Source organism: Sphaerisporangium sp. TRM90804, assembly GCF_029846175.1.
Taxonomy (GTDB): Bacteria; Actinomycetota; Actinomycetes; order Streptosporangiales; family Streptosporangiaceae; genus Sphaerisporangium.
Window position 1 is genome coordinate 17,237 of sequence record NZ_JARWAC010000021.1, and the last position, 21,237, is coordinate 38,473.

General features: G+C 73.0%; 20 protein-coding genes. 10 read left to right on the plus strand and 10 right to left on the minus strand.

The annotated features are described in order from the left end of the window. Positions 1–153 precede the first annotated feature (153 nt). Positions 154–990, plus strand: a complete 837-nt coding sequence (locus PYR91_RS25230) for a helix-turn-helix transcriptional regulator (protein WP_279783475.1) — start codon at positions 154–156, stop codon at positions 988–990. Next, the gene (locus tag PYR91_RS25235; protein WP_279783476.1) at positions 978–1,187 is read left to right on the plus strand and encodes a DUF397 domain-containing protein; all 210 of its coding nucleotides are present in this window, start codon (positions 978–980) and stop codon (positions 1,185–1,187) included. Before PYR91_RS25230 ends, PYR91_RS25235 begins: the two co-directional genes overlap by 13 nt. A 67-nt stretch (positions 1,188–1,254) precedes the next feature. Here the strand turns inward: PYR91_RS25235 and PYR91_RS25240 are convergent, their stop codons facing one another. Together PYR91_RS25240 and PYR91_RS25245 are read right to left on the minus strand one after the other, a co-directional pair. Beyond that, a complete protein-coding gene (locus PYR91_RS25240; RefSeq protein WP_279783477.1) occupies positions 1,255–1,620 on the minus strand; it encodes a GntR family transcriptional regulator in 366 nt (121 codons plus the stop codon). After that, positions 1,620–2,618, minus strand: coding sequence for a hypothetical protein (locus tag PYR91_RS25245; protein WP_279783479.1), 999 nt, complete (start codon positions 2,616–2,618; stop codon positions 1,620–1,622). The genes PYR91_RS25240 and PYR91_RS25245 overlap by 1 nt, the downstream gene beginning before the upstream one ends. 75 nt (positions 2,619–2,693) lie before the next feature. Between PYR91_RS25245 and PYR91_RS25250 the strand changes: the two genes are divergently transcribed. The 5 genes from PYR91_RS25250 to PYR91_RS25270 all read left to right on the plus strand — a co-directional run bounded on the left by PYR91_RS25250 (position 2,694) and on the right by PYR91_RS25270 (position 7,849). Then, positions 2,694–3,275, plus strand: coding sequence for a hypothetical protein (locus PYR91_RS25250; protein WP_279783480.1), 582 nt, complete (start codon positions 2,694–2,696; stop codon positions 3,273–3,275). Positions 3,276–3,413: 138 nt separating this feature from the next. Then, on the plus strand, positions 3,414–4,790 hold the full coding sequence (locus PYR91_RS25255; protein WP_279783905.1) for a sulfotransferase: 1,377 nt from the start codon (positions 3,414–3,416) through the stop codon (positions 4,788–4,790). After that, entirely contained in the window at positions 4,787–5,974 is a 1,188-nt protein-coding gene (locus PYR91_RS25260) for a glycosyltransferase family A protein (protein ID WP_279783482.1), read from the plus strand. Before PYR91_RS25255 ends, PYR91_RS25260 begins: the two co-directional genes overlap by 4 nt. Before the next feature lie 376 nt (positions 5,975–6,350). Next, on the plus strand, positions 6,351–7,217 hold the full coding sequence (locus tag PYR91_RS25265) for a WecB/TagA/CpsF family glycosyltransferase (protein ID WP_279783485.1): 867 nt from the start codon (positions 6,351–6,353) through the stop codon (positions 7,215–7,217). A 137-nt stretch (positions 7,218–7,354) separates the two neighbouring features. Then, positions 7,355–7,849 (plus strand): VOC family protein, encoded by a 495-nt coding sequence (locus PYR91_RS25270; protein ID WP_279783487.1) that lies wholly within the window; start codon positions 7,355–7,357, stop codon positions 7,847–7,849. Positions 7,850–7,944: 95 nt separating this feature from the next. On the opposite strand, the gene PYR91_RS25275 is transcribed toward PYR91_RS25270, so the two are convergent. From PYR91_RS25275 to PYR91_RS25300, 6 genes are all read right to left on the minus strand, one after another. After that, the gene (locus PYR91_RS25275; protein ID WP_279783489.1) at positions 7,945–8,904 is read right to left on the minus strand and encodes a sulfotransferase; all 960 of its coding nucleotides are present in this window, start codon (positions 8,902–8,904) and stop codon (positions 7,945–7,947) included. 189 nt (positions 8,905–9,093) lie between these two features. Next, on the minus strand, positions 9,094–10,689 hold the full coding sequence (locus PYR91_RS25280) for a lipopolysaccharide biosynthesis protein (protein ID WP_279783491.1): 1,596 nt from the start codon (positions 10,687–10,689) through the stop codon (positions 9,094–9,096). A 175-nt stretch (positions 10,690–10,864) separates the two neighbouring features. After that, positions 10,865–11,758: a sulfotransferase gene (locus tag PYR91_RS25285; RefSeq protein WP_279783493.1), complete on the minus strand. Its 894-nt coding sequence runs from the start codon at positions 11,756–11,758 to the stop codon at positions 10,865–10,867. After that, entirely contained in the window at positions 11,755–12,855 is a 1,101-nt protein-coding gene (locus PYR91_RS25290) for a hypothetical protein (protein ID WP_279783495.1), read from the minus strand. The genes PYR91_RS25285 and PYR91_RS25290 overlap by 4 nt, the downstream gene beginning before the upstream one ends. A gap of 73 nt (positions 12,856–12,928) precedes the next feature. After that, complete coding sequence (locus PYR91_RS25295; RefSeq protein WP_279783497.1) at positions 12,929–14,521, minus strand: O-antigen ligase family protein; 1,593 nt, start codon at positions 14,519–14,521, stop codon at positions 12,929–12,931. Beyond that, positions 14,518–15,723, minus strand: coding sequence for a Wzz/FepE/Etk N-terminal domain-containing protein (locus PYR91_RS25300; RefSeq protein WP_279783499.1), 1,206 nt, complete (start codon positions 15,721–15,723; stop codon positions 14,518–14,520). Before PYR91_RS25300 ends, PYR91_RS25295 begins: the two co-directional genes overlap by 4 nt. 495 nt (positions 15,724–16,218) lie before the next feature. On the opposite strand from PYR91_RS25300, the gene PYR91_RS25305 reads away from it, so the two are divergent. Beyond that, entirely contained in the window at positions 16,219–17,262 is a 1,044-nt protein-coding gene (locus PYR91_RS25305; protein ID WP_279783500.1) for a glycosyl hydrolase, read from the plus strand. 21 nt (positions 17,263–17,283) lie between these two features. Here PYR91_RS25305 and cysC read toward each other — a convergent pair whose 3' ends face one another. Then, a complete protein-coding gene (gene cysC, locus PYR91_RS25310) occupies positions 17,284–18,552 on the minus strand; it encodes an adenylyl-sulfate kinase (protein ID WP_279783501.1) in 1,269 nt (422 codons plus the stop codon). 92 nt (positions 18,553–18,644) lie between these two features. On the opposite strand from cysC, the gene PYR91_RS25315 reads away from it, so the two are divergent. Together PYR91_RS25315 and PYR91_RS25320 are read left to right on the plus strand one after the other, a co-directional pair. After that, positions 18,645–19,175 (plus strand): SigE family RNA polymerase sigma factor, encoded by a 531-nt coding sequence (locus PYR91_RS25315; RefSeq protein WP_279783502.1) that lies wholly within the window; start codon positions 18,645–18,647, stop codon positions 19,173–19,175. Beyond that, positions 19,172–20,371, plus strand: coding sequence for a hypothetical protein (locus tag PYR91_RS25320; protein WP_279783504.1), 1,200 nt, complete (start codon positions 19,172–19,174; stop codon positions 20,369–20,371). The genes PYR91_RS25315 and PYR91_RS25320 overlap by 4 nt, the downstream gene beginning before the upstream one ends. A 9-nt stretch (positions 20,372–20,380) precedes the next feature. Here the strand turns inward: PYR91_RS25320 and PYR91_RS25325 are convergent, their stop codons facing one another. Next, on the minus strand, positions 20,381–21,112 hold the full coding sequence (locus PYR91_RS25325) for a class I SAM-dependent methyltransferase (RefSeq protein WP_279783506.1): 732 nt from the start codon (positions 21,110–21,112) through the stop codon (positions 20,381–20,383). Positions 21,113–21,237: the final 125 nt, after the last annotated feature.

The window sequence follows — 21,237 nt, forward strand, 5'->3', positions numbered from 1 at the left end:
CGGTCCTCATACGGTGGCAAGAAATCGGGGACCCGGAATGCCGATCGGCGTCCGCACTGCGTTCACAGTCGCGTGAAACCGCTCGCGCGATCAGGTGAAAGCCCTGGATAATCGCTGGGACGCGGTGTCAGGCGGCGAGAGAGGAGCCCGGAGATGAGCGTCCCCCTGGAACCGGATCCGTCCATATCCCCGCGCATTCAGTTCGGTACAGAACTACGCAAATTCCGACTTCTCTCAGGATTCACCCAGCGAAAACTCGGCGCCGCCATACACCTGTCGGTCAGCCAGCTCAGCATGATCGAGAACGGCCACCGCTCACCCAGCATCGAACTGGCCCGACAGGTCGACGAGACCCTCGGCCTCGGCACGGCCCTCACCGGCCTCCTCGACCGCCTCAACCGCGCGGCAGCCCAGCTCCCCCAGTGGTTCCGCCCCTGGCTGGACTTCGAGCGCGAGGCCGAGACGCTGTACATCTGGGAGCTGTCCATGGTTCCCGGCCTGCTCCAGACGGAGGGGTACGCACGAGCACTGATCAGCAATGAGCCGGGCGTGTCCGTTGAGCAGATCGAGGAGCGCATCGCGGCTCGACTCGATCGGCAGACGATTCTCCAGAGGTCCCGGCCGCCCGTGTTGAGTGTGGTGCTGGATGAAAGCGTTCTGCACAGGCCGGTAGGCGGCCCCCACGTGATGCTCGCCCAGATGGACCATCTCCTTTCGATGGGCGACAACTCCTGCATCTCACTTCACGTGCTCCCGTACGAGGCTTACAGCACCGTCGGCTTGCTCGGAGGATTCGTTGTCGCCGACATGCCTGGAGGCGCACCAGCCGTGGCCTATATCGACTCCCAAAGCACGGAGGATCGAGTAAGTGGTGGGCGAGAGGAGGTGCGAGGGCTAGCATTCAGGCACGGCGTGATTCGGGGAGACGCCCTGTCCCGGCGCGCGTCACTCGACATGATCAAGGAGACGAGGCGGAAATGGACGACGTGACCGACGAACTGGGTCAGGCCCGTTGGCGGAAGTCCAGCTTCTCCGGTGGCGACGGAAGTAACTGCGTCGAGGTAGCCCACCTGGCCGGTGGTAAGGCCCTGCGTGACAGCAAGAACCGCACCGGTCCCGTCCTCCTGGTGCCCCACGCCGAGTGGACCGCCTTCCTCGACGACCTGAGGACGGGACGCTCCGCCTGACCCCTCAGGATCCACGGTGGTTCACCGAAGCCCTCCGGCCCATTCTGAGGGCTTCGCGATGCCGTGGTCAGCTTCGCATGGAGAGCAGCGCCTCTCGGGCGGCGGCGAGGGCCTCCTCCTCTGAGGCTCCGGCTTGCAGGGCTGCCCTGGCGAACTCCTCGGCCGCGGCGGCGAGGCGGAGGCGGAACTGGTCGGCATTGCCGGTGATGACGGCCGCTCGGCCGCGGCGTAGCTCCACCAGGCCCTCGTCGCGCAGTTGCTGGTAGCCCCGCAGGACGGTGTGCAGGTTGATGTCGAGGGCGGCGGCCACGTTGCGCGCCGAGGGGAGCTTGTCTCCTGGGGCGGCCGTGCCGTTGGCCAGCGCGGCGCGTACGGAACCCGCCACCTGGTCGGCGAGCGACTGCCCCGACGACGGGTCGACCGTGATCAGCACTACGCCGTCCCCGCCTGACGGTCCCTGCTCAGCCATCCGTTGACCAGCGAGGCCGCCGTCTGCGCTTCGTGTGTGGAGTAGACGAACCACCGGTCGTCGCTGAGCGACAGGGCTAGCACCGGTCCCTTCCCGCTGACGACGCCCCAGCCCGCCTCCCGGTCTTCCAGCTTGTACTTTCCAGGGGGAGCTTCGCTCCTCGCCTCGGCGAACCTCACCATGGCGTAGGGCACCGTCCGGCGCAGGGCGGGCAGCCAGGGGAGCCTCACCGTGACCCCCGAGCCGTCGATCTGCAGGCGGGTGCGCGCCTGCGCCAGCTCGAAGACCGTCCACAGTGCCAGCCATGCCGTGCCCTGCCACGCGCTGGAGCCGTTGGACACGGTCAGCGCGGTCACCGCTGCCAGCACCGCGGCGACCAGGAGCTTGCGCTTGGACCAGGCGTAGGTCACGAACATGGCGCGCTGCCCCGGGCTGAGCGCCATGGTGGGCGCGTGCGGCGGTGGCGTGGCGGTGACAACGGGCGCCGACGGCAGCGGGCCCGCCGCCACCCAGCCCAGAGCGAGCGCCCCCAGCATGGCGGCGATCTCCACCGGGAGGTACCAGGCGGGCCGCGCGGCGACGGCCGGCGCGAGCAGCGACAGCGCGCCGGACACCGGAACGGCCACGCCGATGACGAAGCTGCCGACCACCAGCCCCCGCTGGACCTGCGGCAGGCGCCAGTTGCACAGGAACGAGAGGAGGAACAGCGCTTCGAACCACACCATCACCCCCCAGAGGGGCTGCGAGACCCAGCCATGCCAGGTGGCGGCGTCCCTGGTGTTGATAGCCCAGTTCTGGATGTGGACCCGATCGGGAAGTCGCTCGCCGTACAGGGCGACCACGGTCATGGGCACAGCCAGGAGTAGCAGCGGCCCGGCGGCCGTCAGAACCAGGCGACGGAGCCTGCCCGGCGCGGCGTGATCGTCGTAACGACGCTCCGTGGAGGACAAGGGAATCAACACGGCACACCTCCAACTGTTTGCCTGTCACTATAACAGTGCAAACAATCGTCGGAGGAGGGGCGGAAGGGTGCGTGGATGACCCAGGCGGTCTTGGATGGGGTCATGGACGTCACCAAGGACGGGCGGAGCTGGCGGATCGGCACGGACGCCGAGGTCGCCTGGCTCGCCGGGCGGACCACGCAGGGCTTGTCGGTCACCACGGCGATCCCGCCGGTGTTCGACGCCTACGCGACCTTTCACCCACCCGACGGCGTGGACGTCGAAGCCCATGAACGCGCGGTGGTCGACAGGCTCACCGAGCACACGCCCGACCAGCCCTGGTGGCTGGGCTATCTCGACACCGGCGCCCACGACGTCGTCTTCCCTCTCGCCCCAAAGCTCTCCCTGTACTGGGACTGGGCCTACGTGCTGGTCGAAGCCGGGCCCGAACAGGCCCTCACCTGGCGGACGGGTCACATGCGCGGCGACGGGGCGCTGCCCGACCTGTTCTTCCCCGCGGATCGCTCCTGGCTCGTCTCCGCCCTCTGGGACGACACGTGGACCGACATCGGCGGCACCGCCGCCCTGATCGCCGCGCTGCACCGCGATCCGCTGGTGGGCGCCCGCCCCGTCGGGCCCGACGAAGACGCGCTCCCGCCCGGCCTCACGCGCGACTAGTGGCAGGAGTGGTTGACCTCCCCTTTCTGTGGACAGTAGATCCTTTACCGTTTCGCCACCCGATGATTACTCTCAGCGATAGCGTGTTCACGTTGCGTATCGACTGTCCATCGGGGGTCCGTTCCAGTGGCTGTTCGTGTGATCTTCGTAGGCGGGTTGGGCCGTAGTGGCACGACACTGCTGGAACGGATGCTCGGCGAGGTTCCCGGCATCGCCCCGCTCGGCGAAGTGGTTCACCTGTGGGAACGCGGGGTCAACCACGACGAGCCCTGCGGGTGCGGGCAGCGGTTCGCCGTCTGCCCGTTCTGGCGCCGGGTGGGCCTGCGGGCGTTCGGGGGGTGGTCGCCCGGGCTGGCCGACCGCATACTGACCCTGCGTAACCGGGTCGACCGCACCCGGCACATCCCCGCCCTGGCCGTCCGGCGGTGCGGGGTGGGCCTCAGCGGGTACACCCGGGCCTACTCCCGGGTGTACGAGGCGGCGGCGCAGGTCGCGGCCCGGCCGGTGGTGGTCGACTCCAGCAAGCACGCGTCCCTGGCGTTCTGCCTGCGCACCTCCCCGGTGGTCGATCTCAGCGTCGTCCACATGGTGCGCGATCCCCGGGCGGTGGCCCACTCGTGGCTCAGGCAGGTCCGCAGGCCCGAGGACGGCACGCCCATGGCGCGCTGGCGCCCGTGGAGGACCGCCACCCACTGGTTCGTCCAGAACCTCGCCTTCGAGCTGCTGGCCCACCGTGGCGGCAGGGTGCTCCGCGTCCGCTACGAAGACCTGCTCGACGATCCCCGCACCGTCCTGTCCGCCCTCCTGGCGGCCCTGGGCCTGCCGTCAGGCCGCCCTCCGGCCCCGTACGGCGGCACGGGCAACGGCTTCCTGGCCGCCCCCACCTGCCTCGACACCGGCCCTGCCCCCGCGCCCTCCGCCCTCGGCGACCGGCACGGCGACTGGCCCCAAGGCGGCACAGGCGCGGCCCCAGGCGGCCAGGGCTACGGCGCGGGCCGTGACGGCGCGCCAGGGGCAGGCAGCGGTGTGAGTGCGAGCGGCCGCGGTGCGGTCCCGGGCGGGCACGGCTACGGCGCGGGCCGTGGCGGCGCTCCCTGGGCAGGCAGCGGGGCGACTGGGAGCGGAACCGGTGCGGTCCCGGGCGGGCGGGGCTACGGCGTGGGCCGTGGCGTCGTCCCCGGGGCAGGCAACGGGGTGAGCGGCACCGGCCCCGGTGCGGGCGCGAAGAGCGGTGGTTCCGGTGACGGGCTCGGGTTCCTGCGGCCGGGGGTGGTGCGGTTGTCCGTCGCGCACACCTGCGCGGGCAACCCCATGCGGTTCCGGTCCGGCCCGCTGGAGCTCACGCGGGACGACTCCTGGCGCGAGCACCTGCCCCGCCGCCATCGCTGGCTGGTCACGGCGCTGGCCTGGCCCTTGATGCTGCGGTACGGCTACCGCGTACGCGACCAGCGCGCCCGTGAAGGCGCGGCCGCCTCATGGCTCACCGCCGGCATGCCCGCCTCGGGGTGCCGATGACCCCCACCATCGGCGTGGTCATCCCCACCCGGGGAGACCGCCCCGCATCCCTCCGCGAGGCCCTGGCCGCCGTCCTGGCCCAGCGCCACCCCGGCGGCGTAGACGTCGTGATCGCCGTCGACGGCGCGCCCCCCTCCGCAGTCGCCGCCCAGCTCACCGACCTGCTCCAGCCGTCCGGCGCCCCCCTGCCCTCCGCCACGCCTCCGGTCGACACCGCCCAACTCGTCCCTGACGATCAGGCGGCCGGCCCAGGGTTCCCCGACACGGCCCTAACCGCTGCCACCCGACCGCCCGGCACTGTCCGGTTCCCCCATGCCGACCAGGCGGCCGGCCCGCGGCCCCCCGACACGGCCCTGCTCGCCGGCATCGAGCCGCCCAGCGCGGTCCCGTTCCCCCATGCCGATCAGCCGGCCGGTCCGATGTTCACCGGCATCCGGTCGGCCCGTGCCGCGATGCCGGGGCGGGTCCGGGTGCTGGGCAATCGGTTCAGTCCCGGGTTGCCGGGGGCGCGCAACACCGGCATCGCGGCGCTCGGCACCGAGCTGGTGGCGTTCTGCGACGACGACGACGTGTGGCTGCCGGGAAAGCTGGCCGCCCAGGTGGCCGCGCTCGCGGCCGATCCCGCAGCCGAGTTCGCCGCGTGCGCCATCGAGGTCGAGTACGGCTCGCGCCGCGTGGTGCGCCTCGCCGGGACGAGCAGGGTGACCCGGCGGCACCTCACCCGTTCGCGCATGGTGATGGTGCACTCCTCGACGTTCCTGTTCCGGCGCGGGTCCGTGTGGCCCGACGAGAGCGCACCGGCCGGGCAGAACGAAGACTGGGACTTCGCGCTCCGCGCCGCCACGCGCCACCCCTTGGCGTGTGTCGACCGTCCGCTGGTGCGGGTCCGCTGGGGGTCGTCCCACTACGCGACCCGCTGGTCCGAGCGCATCGCCGGGCTCGAATGGATGCTCGCCCGCCACCCCGACCTGGCTGACGATCCGCGCGGAGCCGCGCGCATCTACGGCCAGTTGGCCTTCCTCAACGCCGCGCTCGGCCACCGGCTCAGGGCCACCAGGTGGGCACTGCGCGCCGTCGCCGCCCGCTGGGCCGAGCCCCGCGCGCCCATCGCGCTGGCGGTCGCCCTCGGCTTCCCGCCCGGCCTCGTGCTCGGGGCCCTCCACACCCGGGGACACGGCATCTGATGGCACTCCCAACTCCCTACGGTCGACCGTGCCCCCATGGCGTCGCCGACGCGGTCTGCTCCGTCGGTCCGCGCACTCGCCGGTCTTCGAGCACGGCGGGGCGCGTGGTCGGGTTTTCAAGTCCTTCCGGTCGGCGGTGGTCCCATGAGGTGACCAGCGCGGCTTCCCCGGCCGGGCCGGGTGCCCGCCGGTCTTCGAGCACGGCGGGGCGCTTGGTGGGGTTTTCAAGTCCTTCCGGTGGGCGGTGGTCCCATGAGGTGACCAGCGCGGTTTCCCCGGTCGGGCCGGGTGCTCGTCGGGCTTCGAGAGAGCGGCGGGGGGTCTGATGGGGCCTCGTACTCCCTCCGGAGGGCCGCATCCCTTCGGCTCCGCCGGCATGACCTCCCTGATCAAGCTCGCCGCGCGCCCGTCGCCGAAAGAACGGCAGGGGGGCCCGCGCGGCGTCGGGCGGGTGCGGGTCGCCGGTGTGGTCGTGGACGCTCTCACCGAGCGTGAGGTGGTGGCGCACGTCATCGCCGCCGCCGCACGCGGGCAAGGGGGGCACGTGGTGACCCCCAACGTCGACATCTGCCGCACCTGCGCCCGCGACCCCGAGGTCCGCGCCATCGTGGCCGGCGCCGAGCTGGCGGTGCCCGACGGCATGCCGCTGGTGTGGGCGTCCCGGCTCCTGGGCACGCCGGTGCCCGAGCGCATCACCGGCGCCGACCTCATCTGGTCGCTGTCGGAGGCGGCGGCGGCCCACGGCATTCCCGTCTACCTGCTCGGCGGCCCGCCGGGGGTCGCGGTCCGCGCGGCGGAGGTGCTGGGCGAGCGCTTCCCCGGCCTGCGGGTCGCCGGCGTCATGGCCCCGTTGTACGGCTTCGACACCTCGGCCGACGGCGTCGCCCTGGTCGAGGAGGCCGTGGTCGCCGCGCGGCCCGGCCTGGTCTTCGTCGGGCTCGGCTTCCCCAAACAGGACCGGTTGATCACCACGCTCCGCGCCGCCGTGCCCGGCGCGTGGTTCGTCGGCTGCGGCGCCGCCATCGCCTTCACCGCCGGCTCGGTGCGGCGGGCCCCCGAGTGGATGCGACGCTCAGGCCTGGAGTGGCTGTACCGCCTGGCCTGCGAACCCGCCCGGCTGGCCCGCCGCTACCTCGTCGACGACCTCCCCTTCGCCCTCCGCCTACTGACGATCTGCCTGCTCAAACGCCTTACGAACGCCATGTTGCGCCGCCTCGGACTCGGGCGAAGACCAATGAGCTGATGCCCCGAGCGCCTGCGTGAGACGGGGCACCGCGTCCTACGCGCCGTCGGGTGGAGTGTCATGTAGGACAGAACCTGGCCTAATCACCTCCTAGCGTCGGTGACACGTTCTGGTGTCACGTCACAGGAGGCACGCACATGTCCGTCAAGGCGATTCCCGAGGGCTACACGACCGTCACGCCGTGGATCATCTCTCGCGACACCGCCGGGGTCATCGACTACCTGCGGCGCGCGTTCGACGCCGAGGAGCTCGGCCGGGTCGCCGGCCCCGGCGGGCGCATCGGGCACGCGGAGGTCCGCGTCGGTGACGCGATCGTGATGATGTTCGACGGCGACCCGAGCTGGCCCGCGACGCCCGCGTTCCTGCGCCTGTACGTCGAGGACGCCCACGCCGTCCATCGGCAGGCCGTCGCCGCCGGTGGCACGTCCATCACCGAGGTCACGCACCTGGCTTTCGGCGATCTCGTCGGACGGGTTCGCGATCCGTTCGGCAACGTGTGGTGGATCCAGACCCGCATCGAGGACGTGACCCCGGAAGAGATGGAGCGGCGCTCCAGCGACCCGGTGTTCACCGCAGCGATGGAGTACATGCAGAGCCCGGACACCGAGATCCTGCCGCGCGCGACCACTTAGGCGAGACGGTTGCCGTGCCGTCCAGCGATCTCGATGACCAGGCGTGGCCGGCTGACTTCCGTTCAGGCGGATACGTCGACCTGACCTGGACGGTCTCACCCTGACGTCCGGCGACGGGGTATCGGGACGCATCCGCCCTCGTGGGCCACACGGGTCAGGTCGTGGATGCGGGTGATCTGGGCGGGGGTCAGGCCGCAGGCGAGGTCGGTGAGGGCCTTGCGGGAGTCCATCGGGCGGAACGCCGTCCGGGACAGGCCGGTGCGGACGAAGGCGTGGCGGGACGGCTCGCCCGGGGCCGTGCAGGCGCCCTCGACACGGCGTCGCGCCCGATCTGTCCAGGTGAGGCCGCACCAGGCGTAGAGGTCGCGGTAGGCGGCGACGGGGTCGGCGGCGAGGTGCTCGTAGGAGACGAGGCGTATGGCCGGGTGCCGCTCGGCGAGGGCGCCGGCGACCGTCCTGGCCACCTTCCACAGGGCGGCGGCCTTGGTGAGGCGGTCCTGCGAGCCGACCAGGGGGCGCAGGGCCCACATACACGGATGATCGCGGGTGAGGAGCGGCTGTTCCAGCAGCTCGTGGAAGTAGACCGTCCAGCCGAGCCGCTGCCAGCTCGCGACGAAGGACACCGGGTCCCTGACGAGCAGGACGACGCGGCATCCCAGCCGTTCGGCGAACCATCCGGCGGAGAACAGCGCGAACGGGTCGTCCAGCAACGCCCGACGCCCCCGGAGCCTTCCGGCGGTGAACGCCGAGCCGTTCCTCACCAGGCGGGCGAGCCCGCCCGCCGAGCGGGCGCCCCGGCTCAGCTCGGCGGCGTACCGGTAGCGCAGGGCGACCGTGTCGGAGAAGGCCCGCAGCCACGGGTGCTCGTTGTCGCGGCAGATGTACTGGAAGCGGTGGCTCACCGTCGCGTCGAGCACCCCCGGAGAACGCCCGGGCGGGCGCTGGGGGTTGAGCGGCTCGTTGACGTAGACCACCTCGCCCCCGGCCGCCAGCATCCGCCCCGCCCAACTCGTCCCACTACGCGGCAGCCCCGTCACGAGGATGGGCCCGCTCATCGTCCCTCCCGGCTTCCCGGACGGCCTCGTCGTCGCCGTGGGGTGTCCGCGTGGCCTCTTCTGCCGGGGGGCGGCGGCGTCAGGACGCGCATCGAACGTCCCGGTCGGTCGGGTGCCTCGTCGTCGCGGTGATTCGCTCTTGTGCCCCGCCGACATGCGGTGGTGCCGTCATCGGGATGGGGACGCCCATCACACCTCTCCGTTCGTTCGTGTCGTGGCCCCCGAAGGGCGGGCGGGGTGGTCGCCGTGGCGCGCGGTCGCGCGGCGCAGGGCTGGGCGGCTGTGGGGGCCGAAGGGGCTCAGGCCGTACCAACGGGCCAGTTGGAGCAGGGGGAGGGCGTTCTTCGTCAGGACGCCCGCCGACCAGCCGAGCGTGGCGCCCAGGGCGCCGTGGGACGGCACCAGGGAGAGGTCGACGGCCACGGTGACGGCGATGGCCAGCAGGACGTTCACCGTGCTGGCGGTCGTGTGCCCGGCGGCGATCAGGACGACGTCGACCATGCCGCAGGCCGTGGCCGCCATCATCGTCACGGCCAGCACCGCCGCCACGGCGGCGCCCCGCCGGTAGCCGTCCCCGAACACGCCGAGCACCCAGGGCGCCAGGGCGGCGTACCCCAGCCAGACCGGCCAGGTGACGGCGACCAGCCACATCGTGGCCGTCTGGTGGAGCCTGCGGGCCGAAGGCAGGTCGCCCCGGGCCATGGCCCGCACCAGGCGCGGCTGAACGGCCTGGGCCAGACCCTGGTTGACGAGCTGACCGACCACCTTGAACCGGGTGGCCGCGGTGTAGACGGCGGCCTGCTCCGGCCCGGCCAGCACGCCGACGACCACGATGTCGAGCCGCTGGAACACCGCCTGAACGGCACCGCCGACGGCACGCGGCCCCGCATAGCGCCAGAACTCCGTGACACTCACCGGAACGGGCCGGGTGCGACGCCCCCACACTCCCGCACGGCCGACGGCGCTCGGCCATGCGGGCCGCCAGCATCCGGCGACGGCGTCCAGAACCGCTCCGGTCCGGCGTCCTCGCACGGCCGTGCGGGCGGACGGGGGAGGGGCGGTCGTCCGGTCGTACTTGGGGAGGGGGCTGGCCGGTGCTGACCCGAGGGGGCCGGGTATTCGGCGGTGTAGCCACCGGGCGCTGAGGAGGAGGACCGGCAGGGCGGGGAGGGACCAGGCGGCCGGGAGCAGCCAGGCCCCCGTTCCCGTGAGGCCGGTGAGAGCCAGTGTCCCGATCAGGACGAGTTGCGCGCCCGGTTGCAGCAGGCCGCCGAGCAGCGTGGTCGGCCGCATCGTGCCGAAGCCCCGCGTGGCGGCGACCAGGGTGTCCGCGCACGCGAGCACCGGAAGCGCCACCCCGAGCACCCTCAGCGTGTCGGCGAGCGCGGCCTCGCCGGTGTGCGGGGCCGGGCGGGGCAGCCCGGGGCCGGTGGGCGGGGTGGTGCCGGGCAGCAGCGCCGCCGCGATCGCGTCCGCGTGGACGGTGACGAGCACGGCGGCGGCCACGGAAAGCGCCACGACCGGCACCAAAGCGGCCCGCAGGTGGCGGGCGGCGCCGTGGTACCCGTGGTCGCGGGCCCGGGCGATGAAGTAGATCAGCCCGTTGCCGGCGTCCAGCCTGACGACGCCCGCGATCATGAGGCACAGCGTGGTCGCGGTGAAGAAAGCCCCCGCGGTACGGGCGTCCAGGCCGCGGGTGATCGCCACCACCACGAGGAACTGCGACCCGGCGGCCACCACCGCACCGGCCACCCCGGCGACGCCCCCCCTGACCAGAGACCTCATGACGCCGCCGCGAACCAGCCAGCGGTCTGAGGCGTGCTGACCGGGTGGCACGGAGCGACGGCCCCGATCGAGCGTCCCGCTGTGCACTCCCAGTGGCGACTCAGGGGCGCCATGACGGGGTGGTGCCCGGCGGCTGTTCGGGCGGGGTGGCGGGCTGGGGAGTGCCGGGTGGGGGTCAGAGGCGCCATGACGGGGTGGTGTCCAGCCATGCTTCTAGCTGGGTGTCCCAGGGCTCGAAGTGGGCGGACAGGCGGCGGCGGAGGGAGACGGGCATGTCGGCGGGGCGGGGGCGGGCGTTGTGGTGCTCGAAGAGCGGGTCGCCGAGGCGGGGGAGGCCCAGGAACTCCAGAACCTGGTCGTACACGGGCTCCGGCGTCCGGAAGAACCGGCCGCTGTCGACGACGAGCAGGCGCAGGCGGCCCACCTGGCGTTCCAGTTCCGCCAGTTGGCAGGCGTAGCGGCCACGGGCGAGGTAGGCGTGGTGGCGGTGCGCGTGGCTGGTGGCGTGCGGGTCGTTCGCCAGCCGCTCGTGCTCCCCGGCCAGGCGGTGCTCCTCCAGCTCGACGGCGCGCTCGAACGACGGCTCGGGCTCGAACCCCCGCGCCACCTCGTGCGCGTGCGCCGAGTACGCCCGCTCCACCGGGTCGCGCACCAGCACCACCAGCTTGACCCCCGGCAGGTCGCGCGCGATGCGGGCCGCCGCCAGCGGATGGAACATGTAGTACGGCGACGACTCGAAGGCCGGCGGCCGGGTGCCGTACCGCCGTTCGAGCCGGTTGGCGGTCGCCTTCAGCGGGAAGTGCGCGCGATACCACGCCGGCCCCCTGCCGTAGGCCACGTCGAAGTAGTGGACGCCCTTGCGCAGCGCGGGCTTGAGCACCAGCGGGTGCCGGGCGAGCGTCCGGTACAGGGACGTCGTGCCGCAGCGCTGAGCGCCGACGATCAGAAAGGACGGCAGCAGCCGCCCGCCCACGGTCAGCCGCCCGGCCGTGTAGGAGACGACGTGGGCGGACCTTTTAACGGTGCGGTTCACCGGGGGGACCTCCTGACGGAAGGTGGGGCGGTTCACAGAAGAGCCTCCTGCCGGTCGGCGAGGGGGGTCAGCCACTCGGATGGGGGGCCGAGGGGGTGGTGGCCGTCCTGCTCGTGCCGGTCGGCGAGGGTGATCAGGTAGTGGAGGGCGGTCGAGCGTGCCTGGTGCGCGGGCACCGCGAACGGCTCCAGCGTGCGCGCCGACTGCGCGAGGCACGCCTGGGCGGCGATCGGCGGCGGCATGCGGCGCAGGGCCCGCTGGAAGGAGTGGTGGAGCGCGTCGAAACCGATGGGGACACCGGTGGCGAACCGCTCCCAGTCCCACACCAGCAGGCGGCCGTCCGGAGCGGCGGCCATGTTCCACGGCGCGAAGTCACCGTGCCAGGCGTGGTTCCACGACGAGGCGGTGGCCGTGTTCGGTGGCGCCCCATGCCGGTCCGCGCTCCGGGAGGCGGTGACCGGCCAGGCGTGAGCGCCGACCGGCAGGGCGGCTCGCCCGAGGTGGTCTCCCAGAAGGTCCTCGGACGCGGTGGTGCCGGGGATGGCGACGGGGGCGAGAGCGGCGATCTCCCGGACGGCTCGGGTGAGCAGGGAGGTGGGGATGCTGGTTCGGCCGAGGCGGAGGCGGACGGGGAGGGGAACGGGCGGCACCGGTAGGGGAGAGAGGGCCAGGACCTCTAGCTCGTTCCACACGCCGTGGTGGAGCACTGCCGGCGGGGTGACGATCTTCAGGGGGGTGCCGGCCAGTGCGTCCAGCGTCGCGCCCTCGTGGCGGACGAGTGCTCGCGAGCGCTCGGTGTGGCCGATCTTGACGAATGCGAGCAGCCCGCCGTCCGTTCCGCGCACCTCCAGGACGGGCTTGCGGTTGGCCCGGCGCGCCGGGCGTATGTGCGCGGTGGCCCTGACCCGCCGCCCGAACACCTCGCTGAGATACGCCTCTATCGTGCCCGCCCCCGCCGGGAGCCGCCTGCGCCCGGGCAACCACCGCGAACGCGGCACCAGACGACGGGGCAGCAGCCTGCTCGGCACCACCGCATATGAGGCGCGTCTCGCCGCGGGGCCCGGTGCGGCGGCGGGATACAGCAGGGGGATGACCTCGTCCAGGTAGCGCAACCGAGCGCGGAAGTCCCTCATGGGCGACCCGGCGTGGAGGGATGAGGCGGGGGGATGATCTTGTCCGGGGGGTACGGCCGTGCGCGGAGGTCGTTCATGGGCGACCCGGCGTGGTGGCGGGGCTCGGCCAGGTCGCTTGGGCGGTGAGGGCCGGGCCGGGGGTTTGCGGTGACCGGGCCGGTGGTCGCGAGACCCCGCCCGGGTGTCGCGGGGGCTCGGCCGGTGGGCGGGGGTCGGAGGGTGGGGGGTTGCGCCAGAGGGTGGCGTAGGAGATCAGGTAGAGGGTGAGGGCGGAGATCAGGCCGTCGTAGATGAACATGTAGAGCAGGGCCAGGAGCATCACGAGCGTTCCGGCCTGGCCGATGGGGGTGCGGTCGCGGCGGAAGCGGCGCACCGCGCCGGCGAAGAAGGCGACGTACAGCAGGGCGCCGGTGAAGCCCTGGGTGATGAGCAGCAGCCAGAGCTGGCCGTCGCTGCCCAGCGGGGGGTGGCCGCACTCGTGGCACCACGTGGTCCTGCCGGTGGTGATCGACCGGTAGTTGCCGTGGGCGTTGCGGGTGTTGCCGTACCCGATCACCGGCGAGTGGGTGGCGGCCTTCAGCGTGCTCATCACCGTGAACGCCCTGATCTGGTTACTGTGCGGCTTCTCCAGGCGCTGCGCGACCATCGTGGTGAGCGGCCCCGCGAGCAGGGCCGGCACCGCCACCAGCAGCACCGCGCAGACCGTGAGGGCCGTCCGTGGGCGCGCCCGCAGCACGGCGCGGGCGGCGCGCGGCCCGGCCCGCACGATGACGTACACCACGGACACCGCCAGCCCGATCCACAGGCCCCGGTTGAGCGAGTAGACGACCGGGACGGCTGCCAGCCCGACGGCGGCCACGCAGACCAGCCGCCGCGCCGGCCCGCCGTACGTCCACCAGCCGACGACGAACCACACCAGCAGCACCGAGAGGTTGCCGCCCCAGGCGTTGGCCCACTCGAACGGCGCCTCCGGGCGGGGCGCGGCGTGCCCGAGGACGTGCTGCATCTGCGCGGCGGTCGGGTGGACGAGGTTGCGGACGAAGGAGTTGCCGCTGACCCAGCCGGGCAGCAGCGTCTCCATGGGCGAGGTGAACTCGAACCGCGGCGCGAGCACGCCGAGCAGCCCCCCGGCCACGGTGACGAGGAACAACGCCCCCAGCATCCGCACGAGGGAGCGCTGCGGCAGCTCCCGCTCGGTCAGGTTGGCCAGGTACAGCACCACGACCGCGAGCGAGACGTAGACCAGGCCGCGCATGACGTACCCGGCGATTCGGCCGGTGGACAGCGCCCCGTAGGTGCCGGGAGGCGTGTCGCCCAGCATCGCGGCGCTGACCAGATACCCCGCGAGCAGCAGCGCCCACAGCCCCATGCCCTTCGGCACGGCCACCGGACGCCTGCGCCACAGCACCACGGCCATGGGCACCGCGAGCACGACGACGCAGAGCCCCCCGAACCCGAGCGCCCACCAGACCGGGTACCCCACCAGCAACCCCGCGATCGGCCACGCCGCCGGTGCCGGCAACGCCCGGACGATCCGCCCGGGCGGCCTGCGGACGCGCAGCTCCCGGGTGGGGAACTCCCTCGTGGCGGGGAACTCCCAGGTGGACGCCTCCCAGGCCGGGACGCCCTGAGCGGGTGCCGCGGAACCCGGCGGAAGGGGGGTCATGGGGTCGGGCGGGGGAGTTCGGCGGGGGAGGGGAGCAGGATCACGCCCAGGGCGGCGGTGTCGGTGCGGCGGAGTTGGCGGACGGCTTGGGCCAGTTGCTTGGAGCGGGCGGCGCGGCTCTCGACCAGGAGCAGGGCGGCGTCGGCGCGGGCCGAGTGGTCGGTGCGGACCCAGATGGGCGCCAGGCCGGTGAGCGCGACGCGCAGGTCGTCGGCGATGGGCTCGGGGTCGGTGCCGGGGGTCACGCTCCGGACTAACAGCTCGCCGCCGTCGCGCAGGTGCCGGGCGACGGCCATGGCCAGCTCGCGCAGCTCGCGGGCGTTCTCACCCTCGCAGAGCACCGGCAGGCCGGTCAGCCGCTCGACGTCGGCGGCGGTGCGGAGCCGGGTGTCGACGCGGTCGCGCAGGACGGCGGCCCCGACGCCGGCCAGCAGGCCGAGGAACAGCCCGCTGCCGAGGTAGAGCGGCAGGCTGGGCGCGGTGGGCGCGCCCGGCGGGCGGGCGTCGCTGATCACGGCGCCCGGGGTGACGGCGACGGTCTTCAGCGCGTCGTACCGGGCGGTGAGGGTGTGGATCTGCCGGTTCAGGACGTTCTGCCGCTGCGCGGCGATCGTGCGCGCGGCGGACCCCTGCGGGTGCCGCGCCAGGCCGGCGACGGTGGCGGCGAGCGTGGCGTTCACCTCGCGCAGCTTGGCGGTGAACATCTTGAGCTGCGCGGCGAGCGCCTGGGTGGCCGTGGCCCGCCGGTTGGCGAGGTAGGCCTTGGCGAACGCCTGCGCCCCCGCCGCCGCGCTGATGGGGTCGCGCGCCGTGTACGACACCGCGAGGACCGCCGAGTTCGGCGGCACGCTGACGGTGACCTGGCCGCGCATCGTCTCGGGATCGCCGGCCTTGAGGCTCCGCGCGGCTCGCGCGGCGACCACGGCGGAGCGGGCCACGTGGGCCTCGGTGTCGAGGTTGAGCGGTTCACGCTGGCGGGGGGTGGTCTGGTTGAGCTGATCCTGCACGCTGGTCGGCGCCACCAGGACCTCGGCGGTCGCGGTGTAGGACGGCGGGGTGGTGGCGAGCGCCACACCGCCGCCGCAGACGCCGGCGAGCACGCACCCGGCGACCGCCACGCGCCGCCGCCGCAGCAGCGAGCCGATGTCGGCCAGCTCGCGCCCGTCGGCCGGGCCTGGGACTGCGGACGCCGGCTGGCTCATGGGTTCGGCGTGCCTCTCGGTGCGGGTGCGGGTTTGGTCACAGGGGCGGGGCGGGGCGGGGCGAGGGGTGCGGTTACGGGCCCGGGTGCGGGGCCGGGGCCGGATGCGGGTGCGGGGGCGGTCGTGGTTGTGGGGCGGAGTGCGGTCGCGTTGTGCGGTGTGCGGGCGTGCTTGGTGGGGACCCCGGGCCGCGGATGAGCGACGCCCAGGCCGGAAGGGCTCATCCGCGCGGGGAATCCCGGAAACGCATTCAGAGAACTATAGACACACCCAGCGTTTCCCCGACCCGGATATCGCGGTTTTCCCCGCCGTGCGGAACAGTGCTATGAATGTCGATATCTTGATTTGTCCATATATGGTAATTAGCAGGTCAGGCCACCATCGCCGAGTTCCCTCCGGTTCGGCGGCGTTTAGTGGGAAGGTGAATACCAGCCTTCGAGGAAACGGGGAAAAGGGGGTTAGGCCGCCTTGCGCAAGATAACGGGAATATGGGTCTTGGGTGTCGGGGTCGCCGCCGGGGGCGCGCTGCTCGTCTACACCGTCGCGTCGGCGAACCCGCGGCCCGGCATGATGGCCCGCGACCGCACGCCCGGCGCCGCCATCCCGAACGGCGTCCCGGGCTGCGTGGCCACCGCCAAGCTCATCCCGAGCTGCGGCGCCTGGTGGGGCGTGGCGCCCGACGTCTTCGGCGGGCGGCCCCCCGCCCGCGCCCTGGCCGCCGCCGAGAAGCGCATGGGCCGCAAGGCCGACATCGTCCACGTCTACCACCGGGGCGGCGAGCCGTTCCCCACGCCCGAGGAGCGGCAGCTCGCCAAGACACGGCTGCTGCTCATCAACTGGAAGCCGTCCGTGCGCCACACCTGGGCGCAGATCGCCGGCGGCGCGATCGACCGCCGCATCGACCGCGTCGCCGCCTCGCTCAGGCGCATGCTGCCCGACAGGTTCTTCCTGACCGTCCACCACGAGCCCGAGAACGACGTCCGCCCGGGCCACGGCTCGGGCATGACGGCCGACGACTACGCCTCGATGTACCGCCACGTGGTGCTGCGCCTGCGTGAGCGGGGGGTGCGCAACGCCGTCACCGTGATGACGTACATGGGCGCGCCCAACTGGGCCGCCAAGCCGTGGTTCGAGCGCCTCTACCCCGGCGACGACGTCGTCGACTGGATCGGCCTCGACCCCTACGCCGACCGCAGGGTCGACGACTTCGCCACCCTCGTCGACAAGGTGCGCCGCGACCACGCCGCCTGGCCGGGCTTCTACCGCTGGACGCAGGCGCGGTTCCCCGGCAAACCGATCATGGTGGCCGAGTGGGGCGCGTTCGAGCGGCCCGACGACCCCGCCTTCAAGGTCGAGTTCTTCAACTCCGTGCGCCGCCAGATCCGCGGCTACCCGCAGATCAAGGCGCTGGTGTACTTCGACTCCCCGATCGCGCCGCGCGGCGACACCCGCTTCGACGCCACCGCCGCCGCGGGGCGCGCCTTCACCGAGCTGGCCCGCGCCCCGTACTTCAGCTCCACCCCCGTGCCCGGCCGGTGACCCGGCCGGGCCCAGGAGGGCTCAGCGCACCCAGCCGCCGGAGGTCAGCAGGCCCATGACCGCGCTCACGGCGTGCTCGACGGGCATGCCGGTGGTGTCGACGGTCAGGTCGGCGTCGTCGGGCTCCTCGTAGGGGTCGGAGATGCCGGTGAACTCCGGGATGACGCCCGCCCGCGCCTTGGCGTACAGGCCCTTGCGGTCGCGCCGCTCGCACTCCTCCAGCGGGGTGGACACGTGGACGAGCACGAACTCGGCGCCCACGCTCTCCACCATGTGCCGCACCTCGTCGCGGGTGGACGCGTACGGGGCGATCGGCGCGCAGATCGCCAGGCCGCCGTGCCGGGCGACCTCGGCCGCGACGAAGCCGATGCGGCGGATGTTCAGGTCGCGGTCGGGCTTGGAGAACGTGAGCCCGGCCGACAGCAGGCGCCGTACGACGTCGCCGTCGAGGTAGGTGACGGTGCGGCTGCCGCTTTCGAGCAAGGCGTCGTGCAGGCCGCGGGCGATCGTCGACTTGCCCGACCCCGACAGCCCGGTGAGGAACACCACCACGCCGCGCCGGTGCGGCGGCCCCGGCAGCGTGACGGGCTCGGGCCCGGCGAGGTGCTCCACGGCCCCGTAGGCGGTGGCGACGTGCTCGCGCAGCTCCAGGTCGATCTCGGGCTCCCGGGGCGCCAGGGGCACCACGGCGACCCGGGTGGCGGGCGGCAGGCCGTCGCGGGCCTTGAGCGCCGCGCGCACCACGGCGGGGCCGCCGTCGCCGAACGCCAGCGGCAGCAGCAGGATCGTCGCGCCCAGCTCGCGGGCCGTGGCTGCGACCTCCTCCAGGTTGTCCAGCGGCCCGCGCATGGTGACGGCGAGCACCGGGCCGGCGCCCAGTTCCTCGCACACCTGCGCCGGGGTGAGCCGCAGCCGCGCGAACGGCCCGTGCTCGGGCACGCCCAGCGAGGCGACCGGGCCCGCGACCTGGCCGTCGGCGGTGCGCTCGGTGACCGTCACCACGGCCACGGCGGCCCCCTCGGGGTCGCGCAGCACGAGCTCCTGCCCGGCGGACACCGGATGGTCGTGCGGCACCATCAGCGTCACGGGGTCGGGCCAGGGCGTGCCGTCGGCCAGGCGGCCGTTCTCGACGACCGAGGCGGCCTCGGCGGAGTCGAGGAAGCCGGTCAGCGGGTGGAAGGCCCCGGAGAGCAGGAGCTCGAGATCGGCGAGCTCGCGGGCGTCGGGAGTCCACTCGGGAGCCGGCGCGGCGCTCGGCGGGGTCGCGGTGGGCTGCTCAGCGTTTCGCACCGGGACAGGATATTGCGCCGGAGGCGGCGGGAGCGGCATAGCGGCGCGGGGGCCGAGGCGTCAGAAGGTTGCATCGAACATTGGAGGTGAGCGTGGACGTTGCCGAGGAGCGACGTTTCCGCGAGTTCGTGACGGCGCGTTCGCCCGCCCTCATGCGGCTGGGCTTCCTGCTGACCGGAGGCGACCAGCACGCCGCGGAGGACCTGCTGCAGACGGCGCTGGCCAAGGTCGTCACGCGGTGGAACCGCATCGAGGAGCCCGAGGCGTACCTGCGCCAGGTCATGTACCGCCAGCAGGTGAGCTGGTGGCGGCTGGCCTCGCGGCGCCGCGAGACGGTGGTCGCGCAGGCGCCCGACGTGGCCGGGCGCGACGACACGCACGCGGCGGACCTGAAACTCGTGCTGCGCCACGCCCTGACCCGGCTCACGGCGCGCCAGCGCGCGGCCCTGGTGCTGCGCTACTTCGAGGACCTGCCCGAGGCCGAGGTCGCCGTGATCATGGGCTGCTCCGTGGGCACGGTGCGCAGCACGGTGCACCGCTCGCTGGCCCGGTTGCGGGCGGTCGCGCCCGAGCTGGCCGACCTGAGGGTGTCCGACCCGAGCTTCGAGGAGGTCAAGCCATGAAACCGGAGAACCTGATCTCCGAGACGCTGCGCGAGTGGGCCGAGGAGGCCCGGGTTCCGCCTGACCTCGCCGGCCGCGCCCTGCGGGGGCGGGTGCGGCGGCGGGTGCGTACGGGGGCGATGGCCGCCGCGGCGGCGGCCTGCGTCGTGGCCGTGGGGGTGGTGGCCCCCGGCCTGGTGGCCGACCGGCTGCCGGGGGACCGTTCCGCCGTCCTGACCGACCCGACGGCGTCCACGACGCCCGGGCCCCTGGAGGTGAGCGCCGACCCGGAGGGCTCGCCGCCGCGCACGTTCGTCGCCGCCGGCCGGATGGCCATGTCGGCGTACTACACGTGGAAGGAGGTCGAGATCGCCGAGCGCAGCACGCGGCGGGAGGAGACGTGGTTCCTCTACGACGCCCGCACCGGCGGGTACGTGAAGACCCCCTGGGGCAGGGTGGGCGTCGCCCGGGGCATGCGTCACGCGGTCGTCCTGGAGCGCGAGCAGCCCGCGCGGCGGCTCGGCATCCTCGACATGGCCACGCACGAGGTGGTCAGGTGGGTGGACCTGGAGAAGCCGGTGTCCTACGTGACGTGGTCGCCGGACGGCACCAAGGTGCTCGCCACCGCCTACGAGAGGGATCCGACCATCCGCGAGAACGTCTCCGAGGACGGCACCAGCTCCTCGATCCCGTCCCCGGGCCGCAACGGCTTCTACGTCGTGGACGGGGCGACCGGAGAGGCGAGCTACCACGCCGTATCGGCCACGGACGCCATGAAGGGGCCCGGCACTGAGCCGTTCCGCTGGAGCGAGGACGGCACCAGGATCAGCGGGTCCTGCTGCGACTCGCCGGAGTACTACGACCTGGACGGAAAGCCGGCTGGTGCGCCCGAGCGGCGGGTCGAGACCTTCCAGCAGGCGGGGATCTCGCCCGACGGACGGCTGTACGCCGCCGACGGGGCGCCGCCCGGCCCGCAGACGACCGTCAGGGACGTCCAGACCGGCAAGATCGTGGGCACGCAGCCGATGCTGCAGTTGATGGCCTGGGCGGACGACAGCCACCTGATCGCGCTGGGCTGCGCGGGCACCTGCGAGAACGAGTTCACCAACGGACTGGTGGTGGTCAGCGTCGACGGGAAGGAGGTCGCGCGCCTCACGGGGGACCGCGATAACTCTCAGCGGGCCGGCAACTGGGTGCCGGTGCTGACGCCTCGCTGAGACCGGGGGCTAGATCAGGCGGGCGAAGTGGTTCTGCGGCTTGCGGATGACCAGCGTGATCTCGTCTCTCGTGGCGGGGAGGCGACCGCCGGACAGCCTCTCGACGGCGTGGCACGCGGCGCGCGCCAGCCGGGAGTGCGGGCCGCGCAGGGCGGGGCCCGATGAGCCGGAGTAGTCTTCGGCGATCATCAGGCCCCGCATGAGGCAGTAGGAGTGGATGCCCTCGCGGGAGGCCACCTGCTCGTAGACGGCGGGCAGCGGGCCGACCGCGCCCTGCGGGGCAAAGGCCGACCACAGCAGGCGGCGCAGCCAGGACGGCAGGGCGCGGTCGCAGAAGCCGTAGGCGGTGGTGCGGTCGCGCATGCGGATGAGCAGGAGCCCGCCGGGGCGCAGGGCGTTGACCATGCGGTCGAGCACGAGCTCGGTGTGGCGCACGCGTTCGAGCAGGAAGGCCACGTGCACGACGTCGAAGGTGCGCGGCAGCAGGGGGGCGGCGCGAAGATCGCCGAGGAAGCGGGCGTCGAGATCGCCCCGGGACTCCAGGGCGGCGCGCAGGATGGGCAGCTCCTCGTCGATGCCGGTGATCCTGGACTCGACGCGTTCGAGTTCGAGCGGGTGGCCGTTGCCGCAGCCGGCGATCAGGATGTCGAGCCTCCGGCCGAGTTGTTCGGTGCGCAGCTCGCGGATGCGGAGGCTGAAAACGTCGCCCTGGGTGGCCGGCCACCATCGAACCTCAGACATGTAACTCAGCGTAGTCACAAAAACTCCTTCTGTAGTGGATTCACTTTAAGGAGGGGTGGGCCCGCACCCGAGGCGACCCGCCGCCCGGTCGCGCGCCCGCATTCCCCTGGTCGGCCGGGTGTGGT